19 protein-coding genes and 1 tRNA gene are annotated in these 20,487 nt (G+C 63.6%); 13 read left to right on the top strand and 7 right to left on the bottom strand.

Annotated elements, in window-relative coordinates; genetic code table 11:
- The first annotated feature begins 59 nt into the window (after positions 1–59).
- On the top strand, positions 60–1,526 hold the full coding sequence (locus tag HQR01_RS08375) for a M48 family metalloprotease (RefSeq protein ID WP_173214219.1): 1,467 nt from the start codon (positions 60–62) through the stop codon (positions 1,524–1,526).
- Positions 1,527–1,606: 80 nt separating this feature from the next.
- On the opposite strand, the gene HQR01_RS08380 is transcribed toward HQR01_RS08375, so the two are convergent.
- Entirely contained in the window at positions 1,607–1,777 is a 171-nt protein-coding gene (locus HQR01_RS08380) for a Flp family type IVb pilin (RefSeq protein WP_173214220.1), read from the bottom strand.
- Between the two features lie 117 nt (positions 1,778–1,894).
- Entirely contained in the window at positions 1,895–2,074 is a 180-nt protein-coding gene (locus tag HQR01_RS08385) for a Flp family type IVb pilin (protein WP_173214221.1), read from the bottom strand.
- A 121-nt stretch (positions 2,075–2,195) separates the two neighbouring features.
- On the opposite strand from HQR01_RS08385, the gene HQR01_RS08390 reads away from it, so the two are divergent.
- Positions 2,196–2,588 (top strand): NUDIX domain-containing protein, encoded by a 393-nt coding sequence (locus HQR01_RS08390; protein WP_267905488.1) that lies wholly within the window; start codon positions 2,196–2,198, stop codon positions 2,586–2,588.
- Between the two features lie 44 nt (positions 2,589–2,632).
- A tRNA-Arg gene (locus HQR01_RS08395) sits at positions 2,633–2,709 on the top strand.
- A 47-nt stretch (positions 2,710–2,756) separates the two neighbouring features.
- Here the strand turns inward: HQR01_RS08395 and HQR01_RS08400 are convergent.
- On the bottom strand, positions 2,757–3,119 hold the full coding sequence (locus HQR01_RS08400) for a metallopeptidase family protein (RefSeq protein ID WP_234030090.1): 363 nt from the start codon (positions 3,117–3,119) through the stop codon (positions 2,757–2,759).
- Positions 3,120–3,401: 282 nt separating this feature from the next.
- On the opposite strand from HQR01_RS08400, the gene folE reads away from it, so the two are divergent.
- Positions 3,402–4,013: a GTP cyclohydrolase I FolE gene (gene folE / locus HQR01_RS08405; protein ID WP_173214225.1), complete on the top strand. Its 612-nt coding sequence runs from the start codon at positions 3,402–3,404 to the stop codon at positions 4,011–4,013.
- Between the two features lie 4 nt (positions 4,014–4,017).
- On the opposite strand, the gene HQR01_RS08410 is transcribed toward folE, so the two are convergent.
- Together HQR01_RS08410 and HQR01_RS08415 are read right to left on the bottom strand one after the other, a co-directional pair.
- Complete coding sequence (locus HQR01_RS08410; protein ID WP_173214226.1) at positions 4,018–4,296, bottom strand: hypothetical protein; 279 nt, start codon at positions 4,294–4,296, stop codon at positions 4,018–4,020.
- Positions 4,297–4,373: 77 nt separating this feature from the next.
- Complete coding sequence (locus tag HQR01_RS08415; RefSeq protein ID WP_173214228.1) at positions 4,374–4,853, bottom strand: peroxiredoxin; 480 nt, start codon at positions 4,851–4,853, stop codon at positions 4,374–4,376.
- Positions 4,854–5,029: 176 nt separating this feature from the next.
- Here HQR01_RS08415 and HQR01_RS08420 point away from each other — a divergent pair, with 176 nt between their 5' ends.
- From HQR01_RS08420 to trxA, 9 genes are all read left to right on the top strand, one after another.
- Positions 5,030–5,494, top strand: a complete 465-nt coding sequence (locus HQR01_RS08420) for an S-adenosyl-L-homocysteine hydrolase (RefSeq protein WP_173214230.1) — start codon at positions 5,030–5,032, stop codon at positions 5,492–5,494.
- Positions 5,495–5,623: 129 nt separating this feature from the next.
- Entirely contained in the window at positions 5,624–7,033 is a 1,410-nt protein-coding gene (gene ahcY, locus HQR01_RS08425) for an adenosylhomocysteinase (RefSeq protein WP_173214232.1), read from the top strand.
- Between the two features lie 73 nt (positions 7,034–7,106).
- The gene (locus HQR01_RS08430) at positions 7,107–9,449 is read left to right on the top strand and encodes a sensor histidine kinase (protein ID WP_173214234.1); all 2,343 of its coding nucleotides are present in this window, start codon (positions 7,107–7,109) and stop codon (positions 9,447–9,449) included.
- Positions 9,446–9,883, top strand: coding sequence for a tRNA (adenosine(37)-N6)-threonylcarbamoyltransferase complex ATPase subunit type 1 TsaE (tsaE, locus tag HQR01_RS08435; protein ID WP_173214243.1), 438 nt, complete (start codon positions 9,446–9,448; stop codon positions 9,881–9,883). Before HQR01_RS08430 ends, tsaE begins: the two co-directional genes overlap by 4 nt.
- The gene (locus HQR01_RS08440; RefSeq protein WP_173214245.1) at positions 9,880–10,869 is read left to right on the top strand and encodes an aminoglycoside phosphotransferase family protein; all 990 of its coding nucleotides are present in this window, start codon (positions 9,880–9,882) and stop codon (positions 10,867–10,869) included. The genes tsaE and HQR01_RS08440 overlap by 4 nt, the downstream gene beginning before the upstream one ends.
- Positions 10,866–11,588, top strand: coding sequence for a nucleotidyltransferase family protein (locus HQR01_RS08445; protein ID WP_173214247.1), 723 nt, complete (start codon positions 10,866–10,868; stop codon positions 11,586–11,588). The genes HQR01_RS08440 and HQR01_RS08445 overlap by 4 nt, the downstream gene beginning before the upstream one ends.
- On the top strand, positions 11,581–14,580 hold the full coding sequence (addB, locus tag HQR01_RS08450; RefSeq protein WP_173214249.1) for a double-strand break repair protein AddB: 3,000 nt from the start codon (positions 11,581–11,583) through the stop codon (positions 14,578–14,580). The genes HQR01_RS08445 and addB overlap by 8 nt, the downstream gene beginning before the upstream one ends.
- Positions 14,577–18,053, top strand: coding sequence for a double-strand break repair helicase AddA (gene addA / locus HQR01_RS08455; protein WP_173214251.1), 3,477 nt, complete (start codon positions 14,577–14,579; stop codon positions 18,051–18,053). Before addB ends, addA begins: the two co-directional genes overlap by 4 nt.
- A gap of 50 nt (positions 18,054–18,103) precedes the next feature.
- A complete protein-coding gene (gene trxA, locus HQR01_RS08460) occupies positions 18,104–18,424 on the top strand; it encodes a thioredoxin (protein ID WP_173214253.1) in 321 nt (106 codons plus the stop codon).
- Here the strand turns inward: trxA and HQR01_RS08465 are convergent.
- Together HQR01_RS08465 and argJ are read right to left on the bottom strand one after the other, a co-directional pair.
- Positions 18,421–19,221: an inositol monophosphatase family protein gene (locus tag HQR01_RS08465; RefSeq protein ID WP_234030091.1), complete on the bottom strand. Its 801-nt coding sequence runs from the start codon at positions 19,219–19,221 to the stop codon at positions 18,421–18,423. The two genes, trxA and HQR01_RS08465, sit on opposite strands and share 4 nt — an antisense overlap.
- Positions 19,218–20,444: a bifunctional glutamate N-acetyltransferase/amino-acid acetyltransferase ArgJ gene (gene argJ, locus HQR01_RS08470; protein ID WP_173214256.1), complete on the bottom strand. Its 1,227-nt coding sequence runs from the start codon at positions 20,442–20,444 to the stop codon at positions 19,218–19,220. Before argJ ends, HQR01_RS08465 begins: the two co-directional genes overlap by 4 nt.
- Positions 20,445–20,487: the final 43 nt, after the last annotated feature.

Here is a 20,487-nt window from a genome sequence, read left to right on the forward strand (position 1 = left end):
TTCATACACGAACTTACGGACGGCGCCCTGGCGCCGCGCCGACCCATGGGGAGTCCAGAATGTTGCGCACCAGATTGACGCTTGCATCGACAACCGCCGTTCTTTCGCTGGCCCTCGCGGGTTGTGCGACCGGACCGATTCCTGACGCGAGCACACCGATCACCCAGTCGGAGGCGCAGGCAGGCGCCGAAGCTCATCCCGAACTGCTTGCCGAATTCGGCGGTGCCATGACCGGCTCGCAAGCCCTCTATGTGGAACAGGTCGGCAAGAATATCGCCGTCCAGTCCGGTCTGGGCAATGCGCGAGATTCGTTCACCGTGTCACTGCTCAACAGTTCAGTGAACAATGCCTTCGCGATTCCCGGGGGCTACATCTACACGACGCGCCAGTTGGTCGCCCTTATGAACAATGAGGCCGAACTTGCGGGCGTCCTTGGCCACGAGGTCGGACACGTCGCCGCGCGCCACTCGCAGCGGCGACAGGCGGCTGCACAGCGCAACACTCTTTTGGGCGCAGCCGGCGCAATTCTCTCCGGGATCTTGCTTGGCGATTCGGGCCTCGGTCAGCAGATCGGCCAGACACTGATGCAGGGTTCCCAGCTGTTGACGCTGAAGTTCTCGCGTTCGCAGGAACTCGAAGCCGACGGTCTCGGTATCCGTTACCTGAACCAGGCGGGATACGATCCGCACGCGATGGCTACGGTGCTGCAGAGTCTCGCGTCGCAAAACGCGCTCGATGCCCGCCTTCAGGGGCGTGACAACGCGACGATTCCCGAATGGGCTTCGACCCACCCCGATCCCGCGAGCCGCGTAGCGGGCGCGAATGCCACGGCGCAGGGGTTGTCGGGTGTCACGAATCGCGACACTTTCCTGACGCGGATCGATGGATTGCTCTACGGCGACGATCCCAAGCAGGGGGTTATCGAAGGACGCGAGTTCATTCACCCCGAGCTGCGCCTGGCCTTTACCGCGCCGCAGGGCTTCTACATGGTCAACGGCACGCGAGCCGTGACGGTCAACGGGCAGAGCGGCAAGGCGCAGCTCACGCTCGGCCAGTATAATGGCAATCTCAATACCTATGTGCAGGGCGTTTTTTCAGGACTGAGCCAGCAGCAGCAGGTGACGCCGTCCTCGATCCAGCGGACCACGGTCAATGGCCTTCCGGCGGCCTATGGCACGGCGCGGGTGGCGTCTGGCGGCAGCCAGGTCGACGTGACGGTCTTCGCCTATGAATTTGCCAGTGATCGCGCCTATCACTTCCTCGCCATCACACCGGCGGGGCAAGCTTCTACCTTCAATGAGATGTTCTCGTCGATGCGCCGGATCAGTGCGCAGCAGGCCGGTAACATAATTCCGCGGGTCATCGATGTGATCACGGTCCGCGTCGGCGATACGGTCGCCAGCCTGGCATCGCGTATGGCCTATTCCGACAACCAGGTGGAACGCTTCCGCGTGCTGAACGGATTGGGCGCCAATGACGGCGTGGTAGCGGGACAGAAGGTTAAGATAGTCGTCCGCGGAAGCTGACCCTCGCTCTTTCGTTCAGGCAAAGAAAAAGGCGGCAGGATTGCTCCTGCCGCCTCTTCTATGTTTTAGCGAAATATCGCTTAGGCAGCGCCGCCCATTGCGGTGCCAACGTTAGTGAAGGTGGTCGAAAGCGTACCGCCGAGGCTCTGCATGGCGGTGATCGCGGCAACGGCGATCAGGGCGGCGATCAGGCCGTATTCGATTGCGGTGGCGCCTTCTTCGTTGCGGCGCAGCTTCTTGATGAACTTCATGTTACGTCTCCTGGTTCAGTCTTCGTTCCCGGCTCTCCCCGAAACCCCGGCTCGAGCGATCTTCGTTTTGTGCTGGAGGTGTTGAGAAATTACTAACACCTCGTTGCATCGTCTTCATCAGGCCCCGGTTGCAGCCGCGATGGTGTTACTTGTATTGGTCCACATCCTGATTGCTTCGGTACTAAAGGCCTGGACGCTCCCGATCATCGCAAGGAAAATGAGAGCAAGTATCAGCCCATATTCGACGGCTGTCGCCCCGCTGGTGTCGCGTCCCAACTTCTTGAGGAATTTGACCATTTCAGCGTTGCCTCATTCGTCGCATTGTCGAAGCTGACATCGACTAGTTACCGGTTTAAAAGTTAAGAAAGTCTTGAAGGGGCGCCGCGACTTGGAAAAAAACCCGACATGGACATGTGTAGTGGCGCTAGCGCTTTGCGGTGGCGATGGCCGATGGTTGATGCACCGAAGGCCGCAGAACAAGCATCATGGGGGACTGTGGGAGTTCCCCGGCGGAAAAGTGGAAATCGGGGAAAATCCGTCGCTTGCCTTGGTTAGGGAGATCAAGGAGGAGCTTGGCCTGCAGCTGACTCTAGAGGAGCTCGAACCGGTTGGTTTTGCACAAGAGCCGCCAAACGCGACCACCGCGCAGCTTGTCATATTGCTTTACAAGGCGAGTTGGTCCGGTGCGCCCATCGAAGCCCTTGAAGGAGGGGCGATCGGCTGGTTTTCGCCAGCCGAGCTTGTAGCTATCGACATGCCTCCGCTCGATATTGCACTGGCACGCGGGCTGTTCGAAAAAGCTTTGGATTAGGGATTGCCAAGGCAGAGTGGCGCCCCTATGTGGCGCCCTCCAGCGCACCCGTAGCTCAGCTGGATAGAGCACCAGACTACGAATCTGGGGGTCGGACGTTCGAATCGTTCCGGGTGCGCCACAAAAGCCCATCTCTCGAAAGAGAGGTGGGCTTTTGTGGTTTCGGCCCTAGTCCGCTTCGTCTTCCAGCCAATGCATGTCGTCGTCGCTGAAGCCGAAATGGTGTCCCGCTTCGTGCACCACCACATGCCTTACGAGATGGGCCATCACCACGCCGGTAGCACGCCATTCTGCGATCAGCGGTTCGCGGAACAACCAGATGCGTGCCGGCAAACGCCCGCTTTCCCAGATCGAACGATCGGGTAGGGCTTCACCTTCGTAGAGCCCGGTCAGTTCCCAGCGATCGTCGAGGCCGACCGACTCGAGTTGTTCCTGAGTCGCAAAATCCTCGACGCGCAACACCACCTCACCCAGAGCCGAACGAAATTCTTCGGGCAGGCCAGAGAGGACCTCTTCCGCCATCAGCTGCATTTGCGCCCTTGTCGGACCGGTTCGCGCGTCTCTCATGCTATGAATATGGTGGCTCGCTTCGGAGCGGCAAGCGACCGGAACCAACGCCGTGCCAGTCTAGTCCAAGGGCCAAATAGCAGAAGGCATGGGCCAGTGCGGCGGGCGAATTGATCGCACGACTGCCTGCTATGCTCTCCCCATAAGGCCGAATTGGCTGTTCGAGCTGTTTGCAAATGCCGGGCTTATCCGCAAAGGAAGCCGTCTAGGTTGGACCAGAGATCGAATACGGAGGATCAAAGGCAAGTGAGCAGTCTGGTAGGGCCCGATGAGGATGATCCGCGCGGCAAGCCGCCCGTGCCGGAACATGTCCAGGCGGCGATCCGCACACTGATTGAATGGACTGGCGACAACCCAGAGCGCGAGGGGCTGCGCGATACGCCGTCACGCGTCGCGCGCGCGTGGAAGGAATATTGCCTGGGTTACGAAGAAGATCCGGCTTACCACCTCAGGCGCGTGTTCGATGAAGTCGGCGGCTATAACGAGATCGTGTTGCTCAAGGACATCCCGTTCCAGTCGCATTGCGAACATCATATGGCACCGATCATCGGCAAGGCCGCTATTGCCTACTTGCCGAATGACCGGGTTGTGGGAATTTCCAAACTTGCTCGCGTTCTACATGGCTTTGCCCGGCGCCTGCAGGTGCAGGAACGCCTCACCGCTGAAGTCGCCGATTGCATCTGGGAGAACCTGCAACCGCAGGGTGTTGCGGTGGTAATCGAGGCTTCGCACAGCTGCATGACGGCGCGTGGCGTCCGTACGCCGGGTGTGGGCATGATCACGAGCCGGATGATGGGTACCTTCCTGGAAGATCAGCGCAGTCGGAAGGAAGTGCTCAGCTTGATGGGCTACGGCTGATCGATCAGCGCCCGAATAACCGTTCGATGAGTCCCGGGCGGGTGGTGCGCGGCGCTGTGGCACCTGCCAGACGGAAGAGATAGTTGCCCAGGAGCACCGCCTGTTCCTTGGTCATGTAATAACGGAAATCGCGCACTTCATTCTTCGTCTTCGGTGTTTTGCGCGAGCTCTGCATGATGAGCATGATCCTCTCGCCGGCCGGGTGAGACTCCCAGCCGAGTAGGACGCCGAAGTCGCGCTCCGGGTTCGTTTCGGCTGGTTCAGCGATTGTCTTGCGGGCCATGACGAAAAAGACTGCGCCCCGCCTTGCGAGTCGCGCAAGGCGGGGCGCCATCTTGTCCGCAAGTGGGACGCTTGGGCTCAGAGCTGGCCGAGTAGGTATTCCGCGCTCGAGACCGAGAAATCGCCCGGCGCTTCCACATTGAGTTCCTTGACTACGCCATCCTCGACGATTGCCGACCAGCGCTGCCCGCGCTTGCCGAGTCCAAAGCCCGAACCGTCCATCGTCAGGCCGACCGCTTCAGCGAAATCGCCATTGCCATCCGCCAGCATGGTCACCGTATCGGCACCATTGGCAGCCTTCCAGGCCCCCATCACGAACGCGTCGTTGACTGCCGTCGCGACGATCTCGTCTACACCCTTGGCCTTGAGTTCATTCGCCTTCTCCACGTAGCCCGGGAGATGCCGAGCCGAGCAGGTCGGGGTGAAGGCACCGGGAACCGAGAAGAGCGCCACGGTTTTGCCCTTGAAGTACTCGCTCGACTGAACCTTTTCCGGCCCGGCCTCGGTCGCCTTGATCAGCGTTACGTCAGGCAGCTTGTCGCCTACCGAAATCGTCATTGGTTGAATCCTTGTCTGTCCCGTCCGCCTGAGGAGTTAGGAGGAGGAGTGCGCGGTTGCAACACGCCAGTCTGGTTAATTTCGCTTTACCTAGGCTCTTTAAAATCAGGTAAATTGTCCGGACGCACCTTGGCTTCACGCGGGCAATGGGGACACGCCGCTGGGGAGGCGGGGACATGCAGAAATCTGGACACTTGGCAGCTATCGCGGGCGCTGCGGCTGCGTTTTTGATGCCGCTGTCGGCGCTAGCGACCACGCATAATGAGGCCGAGCAGATACGCAGGCTCGACATCATGCTCATGGTCACATCTCTGAGGTGTCGTACAGGCGGGGATAATTTCCAGCCGCAATACAACCGCTTCAGTGCCAACCACCTGGCAACGCTCAACAATGCCGCGAGGACGCTTGAGACGGACCTGGTTCGGCAGCATGGCGCACGCGGTGCCAAGCGGGCCCTCGACAAGATCAGCGTCGGAATCGCCAATGAGTATGGACAGGGCCATCCATGGCTGGGCTGCGGCGAGCTAAAGCAGATCGCTACCGAGCTTTCGCAATCGAAGAATTCGGCCGACCTGACGCTCGCTGCGAACGAATTGTTGGCTTCCGGGCCACGCATTGGGGGTCGCTTCGCAGCGCGATAGTCCGGACCCGGGCGCCAGGGTCGTAGGGGGCTGTTGCCCTCGACCCGGGGAGGGGCTAGGGGCGGCGCCAATCAGCGCCGCCCCTTTCTTTTGCGGCGTATCGTTCCCTGCAGTTAGAGGACCCCTAGCGTGACCGCCTTCTCCGATTACGTCATCAAGGACATTGCCCTGGCCGACTATGGCCGGGCCGAAATCGCCATCGCCGAAACGGAAATGCCGGGCCTGATGGCACTGCGCGAGGAGTATGGTGCCGCGCAGCCGCTCAAGGGCGCACGCATTACCGGTTCGCTCCACATGACCATCCAGACCGCGGTGCTGATCGAGACACTGGTGGCGCTGGGTGCGGACGTCCGTTGGGCGACCTGCAACATCTTCTCAACCCAAGACCACGCCGCAGCCGCTATCGCGGCGCGCGACATCCCGGTCTTTGCAGTCAAGGGCGAGAGCCTGGCAGATTACTGGGATTATGTCGGCAAGATTTTCGACTGGTCGACCGAAAGTGATCCCGATCTAACCACCAACCTGATCCTCGATGACGGTGGCGATGCCACAATGTTCGCCCTGTGGGGTGCACGGATCGAAGCTGGCGATGAATTGCCCGAGCCGCAGAACGCTGAGGAAATCGAGTTCCAGCGCGCACTCAAGGCCTTTGTCGCGGCCAAGCCCGGATACCTCACCAAGTCGGTCAAGGCGATCAAGGGTGTGTCGGAGGAAACCACCACCGGCGTCCACCGGCTCTATCATATCGCCAAGGGCGGCAAGCTGCCGTTCCCCGCGATCAACGTGAACGACAGTGTGACCAAGTCGAAATTCGACAACCTCTATGGTTGTCGCGAGTCGCTGGTCGACGCGATCCGTCGCGCGACCGACGTCATGCTTTCGGGCAAGGTCGCTTGCGTCGCCGGCTTCGGCGATGTGGGCAAGGGTTCCGCACAGTCGCTCCGCAATGGCGGCGCCCGCGTGCTGGTTACCGAAATCGACCCCATCTGCGCGTTGCAGGCGGCCATGGACGGATTTGAAGTCGTCACCATGGACGAAGCCGTTACCAAGGCCGACATCTTCGTGACTGCCACTGGCAACGAGCACGTCATCAGCGCCGAGCATATGAAGGCGATGAAGGACAAGGCGATCGTCTGCAACATCGGCCACTTCGACAGCGAGATCCAGATTTCAGCGCTGGACAATTACGAGTGGAACGAACTCAAGCCGGGTACCGACGTGGTCAAGTTCCCCGATGGCAAGGAAATCATCGTGCTGGGCAAGGGACGCCTGGTCAATCTTGCCTGCGCGACCGGCCACCCCAGTTTCGTCATGAGCTTCAGCTTTACCAACCAGACGCTGGCGCAGATCGAGCTGTGGACCAAGGGCAACGATTACGCCAACGAGGTTTACGTGCTGCCCAAGCACCTCGACGAGAAGGTCGCGGCGCTGCACCTCGACAAGCTTGGCGTCAAGCTGACCAAGTTGAGCCAGAAGCAGGCCGACTACATCGGCGTTCCGGTCGAAGGGCCGTTCAAGCCCGACCATTATCGCTACTAGGCGTTGATCCTTTGCGGGGAACGGCAATGGCTTGCCATTGCATCCCCGCGCCCGTGGGCATAGCTGGCGAGTGATGGATTCCTCGCCCGCACTGCTCGCCGTGATCGGCCTGCTGTTCGCCCTGTGGACCGCTGCGGCGGTTTGGGTGATGCTGCGCGCGAGCGGACGGGAGCAAAAATCGGTCGCCAGTCGCCGCTCGGCGCTGCGGATGGCGCGGATGCTCGAGGAATCGCCCGCCGTGCCTTTGCTGGTGCGTACCGATGGCAGGATCGAGGCACCCGATCGCCTTGCCCGGTGGCTGGGCCTGCCCAGGGTTCCCGAGTTCCTTAGCGAACTGGGCGATCTGGACGGCAACGGGTTCAGCGAAGAGCAGGTCGAAGAACTGACCCGCAATGTCCGGCGCACGCAGAAGACGGCCAAGCCGTTCAAGATTTCGCTGACCGTCCCGGGGTCGCGTCGGGCGCTGGCGCTGCAGGGATCGCTCGCCGATCCGGCAGTCTCTCCCAGCGGAGCCGCGCTGATCTGGGTGTTTGACTATAGCGAAAGCCAATCCGAGCTGAGCAACTTGCGCGAGGAAGCTGCGCGCGCGCGCGACGATTTCGGCGCGCTGGTCGGTTTGATCGAAGCGGCACCGATGCCGATGTGGTTCCGCGGCGCCGACATGAAGTTGCGACTGGTCAACCGGGCCTATGTCGACGCGGTTGGGGCGGAGAGCGCGGATCAGGTCGTGGCGCGGCAAATCGAACTGGTGGAAACCGTCGGCGGGCGCACGGCGGCGCAGGTGGCACAGCAGGCGGCCGATCGCCGTCAGCCGATCGAACGCATCCTGTCTGCAACGATCCATAACGCGCGGCGCACGGTGCGCGTGACCGACCTGCCACTCGTCGGCGAAGGGATCGCCGGTTACGCGGTCGATATCGAGGAAATGGAAGAGCAGGCACGCGAGTTCCGCGCCTTCCGCGAAGCGCAGCGTTCGATGCTAGACCAGCTATCGATCGGGGTTGCGCAGTTCGATGCGCAGCACCGGATGACCTTCGCCAACCAGCCGTTCCATCGCGTGTTTTCGCTGCCGCCGGGCGTAGTCAACGATCGCACGACATTCGAACAGATGCTGCTCATTGCGCGCGAGGCCGGGCGCATTCCGGAAGTGCGCGACTTCCCGGCCTGGCGCAACGAACTGGCCCAGTGGTTCCTCCGCGACGAGCCGCATGAAGAGGCTTGGCCGCTGTCCGACAGCACCCACTTGCGTATCATCGCCCAGCCTTTGCCCGACGGTGGGTTGGTGATGATCGCCGAAGACCGTACCGAGCAGCTCGCGCTCTCGGCAACGCGCGACACCCTGCTGCGGACGCGTACGGCGACCTTCGACAGTCTGTTCGAAGCGCTGGCGGTGTTCGCCCCGGATGGGCATCTCGAACTGTGGAATCGCGGCTTTGCGGGTGCCTGGGGTGTCGATCCTGAAGTGCTCGACGGCCATCCCCAGGCGGAGGACCTGCTTGAAGCGATCGCGCAGAACCTGGCGGATCCCAAGGCGATCGCGCAGGTCGGAAACATCATCCGTTCGGCCACGCTCGATCGCAAGAAGCGCGAAGGGATCATCGAGATGGCCGATGGCCGCACGCTCGACTTCGCGGGCGTGCCGCTGCCGGACGGCAACGGCTTGCTGACCGTGCTCGACGTCACCGCCTCGCGCCAGGCAGAAGAAGCGTTGCGCGAACGCAACCGTGCGCTGGAAGAGGCCGATGCAGTGATGACCCGCTTCCTTGCCAACATGAGCTACGAATTCCGCACCCCGCTCACCTCGATCGGCGGCTTTGCCGAGCTCTTGTCGAGCGGCGTTGCGGGCGAATTGAGCCCGCAGGCGATGGAATATGTCCAGGCGATCTCGCTCTCGGTCGGCAAACTGACCGAGCAGGTCGAAAACGTGCTCGACCTTTCGCAGAGCGAAGCCGGGCTCATGCCGCTCCGCAAGGAGGACATCAGCCTGCTGCCCTTCGTGACGCAGATCGTGCGAGCCGAGGAACAGCGGATCGTCGATGCCGGCCTCACGCTCGATCTCAAGGGTGATTCGGGGAAGACGATCTCGGCCGATCCGCAGCAGCTGCGCCGGGCGATTACGCAACTGCTCGACAATGCCATCAAGGGCACGCCGCGCGGCGGGCGGATCATCGTCGATATCGGCAAGGCCCGTGGGGTGACGAAGATCGTCATCGCCGACAATGGCTGCGGGATGAGCCAGCACGAGCTGGCCCGGGCGCTCGAAGGCATTCGCATGGCCCCTGACGGCAAGGGTATCGAGCGGCGCCAGGGGCTTGGCATTCCGCTCGCCCGCCAACTCATTGAAGCGCATGGCGGCACCTTGGAAATCCATAGCCGCAAGAACGCCGGGACGACGGCGACCATCCTCCTGCCGTGAGCATCGCTCTGCCAAACCTCGGCGCGATGGAGGCATTTGGCGCGCGGATCGCGGCCAAGCTCCTGCCCGGCGATGTGGTCGCCCTCTCGGGCGAGCTCGGAACGGGCAAGACCACGCTTGCCCGGGCGATCATCGCGGCGCTGGGGCACATGGGCGAGGTGCCATCGCCGACCTACACCATCGTCGAAACCTACGATGGCCTGCGCCTGCCGCTGGTCCATGCCGATTTCTACCGGCTGGAGCATCCGTCCGAGGTCGAGGAGCTGGGTCTCGACGACTATCGCGAAGGCGCAGCGCTGCTAGCCGAATGGCCCGACCATGCGGGCGGTTTCGCGCATGAGGCCGGTTGCCTTTCGATCACGCTCGAAAAAGTGGGGGAGGGCCGCGAAGCCGTTGTAACCCCGGGCGACAATTGGCAAAGCCGCTGGCCATGAGCGACGCGCTGCCCGAAGGCATCCACCAGTTCCTTGGCGACACCGAATGGGAAGGGGCGGAGATCGCCCCGCTGGTCGGCGACGCCTCTTTCCGCCGCTATTTCCGCCTGCGCATGGGCGGACGCAGCGCCATGCTGATGCATGCCCCGCCACCGCATGAGGATCCGCGCCCGTTCCTGCACGTGGCGCACTGGCTGGAGGCCAATGGCCTGCGCGCGCCCCATATCCTTGCCGAGGATGCCAGCGAGGGCTGGGTGCTGACCGAGGATTTCGGCGACCAGCGCATGCGCGAGTGGATCGACGAGCATCCTGAAGACGAGCGCCACATCTATGCCCAAGCGATCGACGCGATGGTGCAGCTCCATCGCCTGCCGCCGGGACCGTTCCTGCCTTATGACATGGCGGTCTATCGCCGTGAGGTCGACCTGTTCACCGAATGGTACTGCCCTGCCGTCGGACTCGACGTCGACGTGAGGGGCTGGACCGAAGCCTGGGAAGAGGCGCTGGAACCGCTGCTGTGGCGGCAGGACCCGGGTGTCACCGTGCTGCGCGACTACCATGCAGAGAACATCATGCTGCTCGAACCCGGCAGGCTGGCCGGGGCGCAGGGCCTGATCGATTTCCAGGACGCGCTGGTCGGCCACCCTGCCTATGACCTGGTAAGCCTGTTGCAGGACGCGCGACGCGACGTGTCCGAGGAACTCGAGCATGAGATGCTCGGCCGCTATCGTGCCGCCGCGCAGCCCGACGAGCATTTCGAGGCCGACTATGCCCGGCTTGGGGCGCAGCGGAACACCAAGATCGTCGGCATCTTCACGCGCCTGTGGAAGCGTGACGGCAAGTCGCGCTATCTGGGCATGATCCCGCGCGTGTGGGCGGCCATGGAACGCGATCTCGCGCATGAGGCGATGGCACCCGTCGCCCGTTGGTTCGAATCGAACGTCCCGCAGGCCCTGCGTGACGAATTGGGCGGGACGATCGCGTGAGCACCCTCGTCAGCGATACGGCCATGCTGATGGCTGCGGGACTGGGCAAGCGCATGCGCCCGCTCACTGCCGCGACGCCCAAGCCGCTGGTGCGGGTGGGGGGCAAGCCGCTGATCGACCGGGCGCTCGACCGGCTCGAAGATGCGGGGGTCGAGAAGGCGGTGGTCAATGTCCACTATCTCGCCGATTCGATCGAAGCTCACACCAAGGCGCGCAAACTGCCCGCGGTGACCATCTCGGACGAGCGTGAGCAGCTGCTCGAAACGGGAGGCGGCATGGTCAAGGCGCAGGGCGCGGGCCTGTTGCCCGACCCCTTCTTTGCCTGCAACGCCGACAGCATCTGGCTCGACGGGCCGCGCAACGCCTTTGTCGACCTGTCTGCCCGATGGGACCCGGACGCGATGGACGCGTTGCTGTTGGTGGTCAGCCACGCACGCGCCTTCAATTTCGACGGGACGGGCGATTTCTACATGGATCCGGCCGGGCGATTGAGCCGCAAGGTGCCGGGCCGCATCGCGCCTTTCATCTACACCGGCATCCAGATCGCATCGCATCGCCTGCTGCGCGATGCGCCGCAGGGTGCCTTTTCCACCAATATGCTGTGGGATCGCGCGATCGCGGAAGGGCGGCTGTTCGGGCTCGCCTTCACCGGACTGTGGTACGAAGTCGGCACGCCGGCGGATATCGCACCGACCGAGGAGGCGCTGAGGGGTGGCTGACCGCCCGGGACCGAAGATCTACTCGATCGCCGCGCACAGGGGATTTGCCGATGCGCTGGTTGCCGGTCTGGTGCCCCGCTATGCCGAGCAGGAGTTCGGGCTCGCGCGACTGACGCTGCTGTTGCCGAGCAGCCGCGCAAGGCGAACCATATCCGAAGCCTTCATCCGGCATGCGGGCGAAAGCGGCACGCAAGGCCTGCTGATGCCGCGCATGGCGGTGATCGGCGATCTCGATCTCGACGAAACGCTGGGGCCGCTGCTCGATCCGTTGGGCGCGGCGGACATACCACCGGCGATCGATCCCCAGCGACGGCTTTTCGCATTGGCGCAGCTGATCGGCGAGAGCATGGACGATCCCCCCGGCGGAGCGACCTTGCTGCGCCTGGCGCGGGAAACTGCCGCCACGATGGATCGCCTGTTGGTCGAAGGGATCGGTCCGGAGGAATTGCGATCCGATCGCGTGCTCGACCTGTTCGATGACCGGCTTTCCGGCCATTGGCAGAAGAGCCTGCACCTGTTCGCGACGGTCCAGGCCAAGTGGCTGGCGAGACTCGAGGAATGGGGTGCCGTCGATGCGGCCGCGCGCCGCAATCGGTTATTCGATCACGCGGCGGCACAGTGGAAACTTGCCCCGTCAGCAACGCCGATCATCGCAGCGGGCGTAACCAGCGCCGCACCCTCGCTGGCCAGGCTGCTGCGGGTGGTCGCAGACCTGCCGCAGGGCGCAGTGATCCTGCCCGATTTCGACCTGACCATGCCCGAGACCGTGTGGGATGAACTTGGCCGTGCGGGTGCCGCTCCCGAGCCCGGCGACACTCCGTTCGCGAGGGATGATGCGGTGACCCACCCGCAATATCACCTCAAGCTGCTGCTCAACCGCATGGCTGTGCGACGCGAGGAGGTGCAGCCGTGGCACCGGCGCGGCATGGCCGCTTCCGAGCCCGAGCGCAGCCATGCGATCGGGTCGCTGTTCCTGCCACCTGAAGCGAGCAAGAGTTGGGTCGACCTGCCGGCAGAGAAGCGCCGCCTGTCTGGGGTGCGCGTGATGACCACCGCCAACCCCGAGGAGGAAGCGCAGGCGATCGCGCTGCTGGTGCGCGAAGCCGTCGAGGAACCAGAGAAACGGGTTGCGGTCATCACCCCCGACCGAGGCCTGGCGCGGCGCGTGGTCCATCACCTCGCGCGCTGGAATATCGTCGCGGACGATTCGGCCGGACGCCCCTTGTCGCAGACCGCCGCGGGGCGGCTGCTCCTGCTGCTGGCCGAGGTCATCGCGGACGATGCTGCGCCGGTGCCGTTGATGGCGCTGCTTGGCCATCCGCTGGTCGATGCCGGGATGGAGCGCGGAACATGGCTGCGCCAATTGCGCCGGGTTGAGCGGGAACTGCGCGGACCGCGCAAGGCCGGCGGGCTCAAGCCGCTGGCGGAAATCGCCGCGAAGCTTTCGCACCGAGACCCGCGCCTTGGCGAGTGGTTCGCACTGGTCGAGGGCGTGCTCGCACCCTTGCTGGCGATGGAAGAGGAAGTGGCGCTCGCCGACCTGTTCGATGCGCTGGCTGCGGCGGGCGAGGCGCTGTGCGGCGAAAAGCTGTGGGCGCGCGAAGATGGGCGCGCACTGGCGGGGTTCGTTGAAGAGCTGCGCCCGCAGGCTCGCGCCGCAGAATTCCGGATCAAGCGGGGCGAAGGGGCGGTCGTCCTGCGCGATGCGATGGAGCAGCTTGCGGTGCGTCCACCTTATGGCGGACATGCACGGGTGCAGGTGCTCGGCCTGCTCGAAAGCCGCATGAACCGCGCCGACCTAGTGATCTGCGCCAACCTCAATGAGGGCAGCTGGCCTGCCCGGGGAAGCGTCGATGCCCTGTTGGCCCCGGCAGTACTGCGCGCACTGGGCGTGCCGGGCGCGGATTTCCGGATAGGATTGTCGGCGCATGATTTGGCCGGTGCGCTCGGCGCGCCCGAAGTGGTGCTGAGCCGTGCCGAGCGCGATGAGGGTGGCCCGGCGATCCCCTCGCGCTTCCTGCTGCGCGTCGAAGCGTTGCTGGGAGAACTGCTCGACCGGCACCGCGAGACGCGCGCCGTGGAGTTAGCCCGCGCCATGGTTCGCGCCGAGCGCGCACCGCCACATCCGCGCCCGAAGCCGGTTCCGTCTCCCGAACAGCGCGATGTCGACATCTCCGCCACTGCGCTCGACCGGCTCCTGGGCGATCCGTACCAGTTCTACGCCAACAAGATCATGCAGTTGCGCGATCTCGAGCCGCTCGATGCCGATCCATCGCCACAGTGGCAGGGCAATGTCGCGCACGAGATACTCCAGCACTGGCACCTCGCCCGGAAGACCGATCCAAAGGCCCCGTTGGCGCCAATCATGGAGATGGTGCTCGACGAGGCTAATGCCGATGCACTGACGCGCGGGCTGTGGCAGCCGCGACTTGAAGCGGCGCTGCGGTGGATCCAGGATCAGGTCGAAAGCTATGAGGATCGCGAAGTCGTGGCGGTCGAAAAGGAAGGCGCCATGACCTTCGAGGGCGTCCACGTGCACGGCCGCGCGGACCGGATCGATCGCCTACCGGACGGGACTCTGGCCATCATCGATTACAAGACCGGCAAGCCCCCCAGCGCGGCGATGGTCGAACAGGGCTATGCGCTGCAACTCGGCATTCTTGGCCTCATTGCCGAGCATCATGGTTTCGGTGGGCTCGCCGGTGAGCCGGGAGGCTACGAATACTGGTCTCTCGGTCGTGCGGACAATCAATACGGCTTCGGCTATGTCGATGTGCCGCTCAAGGTCGGGCGAAAGACCAGCGGCGTCCTGCCGGAGGATTTCCTCCCGCATACTGCCGACAAGCTGTCCAGCGCGATTGCGCGCTTCGTCAAGGGTAGCGACCCTTTCACTGCGCGCGAGAACCCGGATTATCCGGCTTACGACACTTACGACCAATTGATGCGGCTCGACGAGTGGATCGCTTCGCAGGATGGGGAGGATGCGGCATGAGCGGCACCGTCTATCCGCTCAAGGACAAGCAGGCGCTGGCGGTCGACCCGCTCGACAGCGTGTGGCTTTCCGCCAGTGCAGGGACGGGCAAGACACAGGTCCTTTCTGCCCGGGTGCTGCGGCTCCTGCTCGAACCTGGAACCGACCCTTCGCAGATATTGTGCCTGACCTTCACCAAGGCCGGCGCTGCGGAAATGGCGGTGCGCGTCAACACCGTGCTCGCGCGCTGGGTGCGGATGGAAAAGACCCAGTTGGCGAAGGAACTCGACCACCTTGGCGCGCCGATCGATCCTGAGACGCAATCGCGCGCGCGGGCTCTCTTTGCACGGGTGCTCGACTGTCCCGGGGGCGGGCTGCGCATCGATACGATCCACGCCTTTGCGCAATATTTGCTCGCCGCTTTTCCGAACGAGGCGGGCTTGCTGCCCGGCAGCCGTCCGATGGAGGATCGTGAGCGCGACCTGTTGAGCCGCCAGGTACTCGCCGAATTGCTCGAAACCGGTCACCCGAATGTGCTCGGTGCGGTGGCCGAGATGAGCCGCCGCAAGGGCCCCGACGCGGTGCGCGGCTGGCTGATGCGCTGCGCGAAGCAAATGGACCTGTGGGAAGGCGCGGGAAGCTGGCAACCGCCGATGGTGGCGAGGGTGCATCAACTCCTCGGTATTCCTGCCGATGCGAACGAAGCCTGGGTCGCAGATGCATGCTCAGATGCGAACTTTCCGGTCCGTATTCTCCAGGCCTGCCAGTCGGCTTGCCGCGATTGGTCGGCGGCAACGGGGCAGAAGGCGGCGGATTTCATCGCGAGCTGGTTGACTGAAGATAGCACCCAGCGCTTGGCTACGCTCGACGGCTTTCTCGAAACGCTGCTCAAGAAGGATGGGGCCCCGCGCAAGATGGCGGGCGCGGAGAGAGCTGATCCGGGTTTCGCAGCCAATCAGGAGGCGATTGGCGAAGCGGTCGCTGCGGTCGGCGAACGCGGGGCCTTGCTCGATTTGGCGGGTTTCCTCGCGCCGCAGCTCGAAGCCGGGCGGGCCTTTGCGCTCAAGTGGCAGGAGGCCAAGGAACGCGAGGGACTGGTCGACTTCGACGATCTGATTGCCCGAGCGGCAGAGCTGCTTTCCGACAACGCGATGTCCGACTGGATCCGCTACAAGCTCGATCGGAGCTTCGACCATATTCTGGTCGACGAGGCGCAGGACACCAACGCTTCGCAATGGGCGATCGTCAAGGCGCTGACCGACGAGTTCTTTGCGGATGAGGGCGCACAGGGCGATCGGATCCGCACGATCTTTGCAGTCGGGGACTACAAGCAGGCAATCTTCGGCTTCCAGGGCACCAGCCCCGAAAATTTCCGCGAGGCGCGCGATTATTTCCGCGAACGAATGGAGGCCAATGCCGAGGCAATGGCGGAACTGCGCGGCGCACCCAAGATCCGGCGGCTCGAGGAATACGACCTCCGGCGCAGCTACCGCACGAACCAGACGGTGCTGTCCTTTGTCGACCGCGCGATCGATGCGATCGGCTTCGATGGCCTCGGCCTCGACGAACGTGACGAGCAGCACATCGGCAGCGACGAACCCGGCCAGGTGGTGCTGTGGAACACGATTCATGCCGACAGCGGGCTGGAGGATGGCGAGGCGGATGAAAGCTGGCTCGGTAAGCACGACCGCAAGCTGGCCGACAAGCTGGCGCTGCAGATCAAGCAATGGCTCGATCCGGAAGGACCGGGCTTCACGCTGGTTCGGGGCAAGCGGCGCCGCGCCGGGGCGGGCGATATCATGGTGCTGGTGCAAAAGCGCCGCGATCTTGCTTCGCTGATTGTCGCCCGGCTTTATCGCCATGGCGTTCCAGTGGCGGGCGTCGACCGCCTCCGGTTGGGCAATCCGCTGGCGGTCAAGGACCTGCTGGCCGCGCTGCGCTTCGCCGCCCAACCGCTCGATGATCTGACGGTCGCCAGCTTGTTGGTTTCACCATTGATCGGGTGGAGCCAGGACGACTTGCTCAAATACGGTTACCGCCCGCGCAAAGAACCTCTGTGGGAGCATCTGCGCCAATCCACGGACGACTTCGCGCACCGCACGGTCGATCTCCTGCGTGAGATTCTGCGCAGGGCCGACTTCGACAGCCCGCAGCAACTGCTCCATTGGATCCTCGTCGGACCGATGGACGGGAGACGCAAGCTGGTCGCGCGATTGGGGCGCGAGGCGAACGATCCAATCGACGAATTGCTGAACGCCGCCAACGCCTTCGCCAGCGCGCATACCGCCAGCCTGCAAGGCTTCATTCGCTGGTTCGATGCGGGCGACGGGGAGCTGAAGCGAGAGGCGGGCGAAAGCGACAACCAGGTTCGGGTCATGACCGTTCATGGCTCCAAGGGGTTGGAAGCGCCGATTGTAATCCTCGCCGATGCGGCGATCCGGCCCGATCCTTCGGGCGACCTCGCTCTCGAAGAACGTCCGCTCGGCATGGGCAGGTCCTGCGAAGTCCCCCTGCCGGCGCTGACCAAGGATGAAAAGGTCGGGCCCATCCGGCTCGTCGACGAACGCCAGTCCGCCCGTGCGATGCAGGAACATTGGCGGTTGCTCTACGTCGCCATGACGCGCGCGCAGGAAGCGCTGTTCATCGGCGGTTCGCTCGGCCCGCGCGACGTCCGGAACGGACCGCACGCGGATAGCTGGTACGCCCGCCTGCGGGCCTTGTTCGATCCGGGCGAGGGGCTGGCGGACCCACTGTGGGGTGCGCGCTGGGAGATCGGCGAACGGGCGCCAACGGTTCCGGCAAGCCCGCTTGCCGCGGCTGAGGAAGTCCCAGCCTTGCCTGCGTGGGCCATAGAGCCGGTTGGGCCAGAACCACGGCCACCGCGTCCTCTTTCTCCTTCGGGATTGGGTGAGATCGAAGGCAGCGATCCTCCCTTGCCGCCCGGGCAAGTAAGCGAGGCGGCACGCCGGGGCACCTTGATCCACGCGCTGCTTGAGCGATTGCCGCAGGTTCCCGTCGATAATCGGGAAGGGTTGGCGCGGGTGTGGCTGGCAAGGCAGGCTCCCGAACTCGACGAGCCGACCCGCGATGAAATGCTGGCTCGGTCGCTGGCGGTTCTCGGCGATCCCGATTTTGCCGCGATCTTCGGACCGGATGCGCTCGCAGAGGTTCCACTTGCCGCTGCGGTCGACGGACAGGTCGTATTGGGAACAGCCGATCGCCTTCTGGTGACACCCGAGAAGATTACCGTGGTCGATTTCAAGACCGCGCGCCGCCCTCCGAACGATCTGGCCGGTGTGCCGGACAGCACGCTGCGTCAGATGGCCGCCTATGTTGCTGCCCTCGAGAAGATCTATCCTGGGCGGGCAGTAGAAGCGGCCGTACTCTATACCCAGGCCCCGATGCTTATCGCCTTGCCGCCGGTTACACTCGCTGTTTACAAGAGTGCGTTTGCGGTCTCGCAGGAAAGCTTTCTCTTACCACCGCTTGAGTAATTGTCTGTTTGGCCCACATCGGGTTCAATAGGATTTCAGGAGATTCCCCCATGGCAACTACCGCCGTTACCGATGCCAGCTTCAAGGCTGACGTCCTCGATTCAGACAAGCCTGTGCTGGTCGATTTTTGGGCCGATTGGTGTGGCCCGTGCAAGATGATCGCACCGGCACTCGAAGAACTGTCTGACGAACTGGGTGACAAGGTGACCATTGCGAAGATGGACATCATGGAAAACCCCAGCGTTCCCGGCGGAATGGGTGTCCAGTCGATTCCCTACCTCGTGCTGTTCAAGAATGGCCAGCCCGCCGCCCACATGCGTGGTGCGGCCCCGAAGGGTCAGCTCAAGCAGTGGCTTGAGAGCGTCCTTTAGTCCAGTTTCAAATATAGTGCGGCGAGCTGGTCCCACAGGGCCGGGCTCGCCGCCCCGATAAGCCCGCGTCGCTCCCACTCGTCGACTCGGTAGGGAGAGCCATCAGGTCTCGCCACCCGGCCTCCGGCTTCTTCCAGCCAAAGCGTACCGGCCGCATGGTCCCAAGCGAGCGTTCGCTCGAAGAAGGACACATCGTTCTCGCCGAGCCCAAGTCGCGGATACTGCTCCGCAGCGCAGCGTGGCGCATCAACCGTCCGGTAGTGTGGCGCTATATGCTCGTGGACCAACTCGCGTCGTCCGGGTTCTAGGAAGATGACCGAGATTGCCGCCACCGGTGGCGTCTCGCCGGTCGTGCGGGCTGTTACCAGATCTCCGTCGACATAGGCACCGCCGCCCCGATGTGCGCTGCAAAAGCGCCCGGAAACGCAGTCGTATATCCAGCCAGACTGCACGAAGCCCCCGCTGGCTTGGGCGAGCAGGATCCCGAACGGGGGCTGGCCGTGCGCGAAATTGTGGGTCCCGTCGATTGGGTCGATGATCCAGCAATCGCCGCCAAGATGGTCCAGCACAGCCTTGTCGGCATGGGCCGCTTCCTCGCCAACGATCGCCAGCGAAGCGTCGATCCGGGCGAGTCCTTCGGCCAGCATCAACTCAGCCTCGCGATCGGCGATGGTGACGAGATCGTCCTCTGCCTTTTCGATGATCTCGCGGCCCGAGAGATTGCGGAAACGCGGCAGGACGGCCTGTTCGGTCACGCGCTGCATCAACGCATGCATCGAGCGGTCGAGCGTGTTCACGAGCGATAATCGGCGTTGATCGCGATGTAGCCGTGCGTCAGGTCGCAGGTCCACACCGTGGCCCGGCCATCGCCAACCCCCAGGTCGACGTCGATGCGGATGTCCTGTCCGGCCAGATGCTTGGCGACGGGTGTTTCGTCGTAATCGGGCAGTGGCTGGCCGTCCCTGGCCGCCCAGGTGCCGCCGAAGCCGATCGAAAGCTTGTCGCGATCGGCAGGTTCACCCGCCTTGCCGACCGCCATGACGACGCGTCCCCAATTGGCGTCTCCCCCGGCAATCGCGGTCTTTACCAGCGGTGAGTTGGCAATCGACAGTCCGACACGGCGCGCGCTCTCGTCACTGGCAGCGCCAGTGACCGCAATTTCGATGAACTTCTGCGCACCTTCGCCATCGCGGACGACCAGATGCGCGAGATCGCGGCAGACCTGCAGCAGGGCGCTGTAGAATGCATCGGCGCCAGCGTCGGTCCAACCGGTGATTGGCGTGTTGCCCGCTTTTCCGGTAGCGAAGAGCAGCACCGTATCGCTGGTCGACGTATCCCCATCGACGGTGATGCAGGAGAAGCTCGCCGCATTCGCTTGCGACAGCATTTCTTGCAGGAAGCCGGGTTCGATCGTTGCGTCGGTGAAAATGTAGCCGAGCATCGTTGCCATGTCGGGCGCGATCATGCCGCTACCCTTGATGAAGCCGGCCAGCTCGACCCTGGTCTGACCGACCATGGCGGAGGCGCCTGCGCCCTTGGTGAAAGTATCGGTCGTCCCGATGGCACTTGCTGCCTCTTCCCATCCGCAAGGATTGGCCTTCAAGGCCGCCGCAACGCCTTCGCGTGCCTTGTCCTTGGGTAGCGGTACGCCGATCACCCCAGTCGAGGACACGAAGACCTCGCTGGGATCGCACGCCAGGGCGTCCGATACTTGCGCCATGATCTGTTCGACCGCCTCGCGCCCGCGGTAGCCGGTAAAGGCGTTCGAATTGCCCGCATTGACGACCAGTGCCCGTGCACGGCCCGTCTTGGCGTTTTCGCGCCCCAATTCAACCTCGCTCGAGGCGCAGGCGCTCTTCGTGAAGACCCCTGCGATCGCCGTGGCGGGAGCAAGCTCGACCAACGTCAGGTCGCAGCGGTCCCATGTCTTGTAGTGCGCCCGCGCTACGCGCAGCGTGACCCCCTCGATTGGGGGCAGGTTGGGGAAGGGCCGGGCGAGAGGCGATATTGCGAGATCCATCTCCGCGCCGATAGGAACTCTTTCGCTTCGGGTAAACGGCCAT

The sequence above is a fragment of the Erythrobacter mangrovi genome (assembly GCF_013260645.1).
GTDB classification, from domain to species: domain Bacteria; phylum Pseudomonadota; class Alphaproteobacteria; order Sphingomonadales; family Sphingomonadaceae; genus Qipengyuania; species Qipengyuania mangrovi.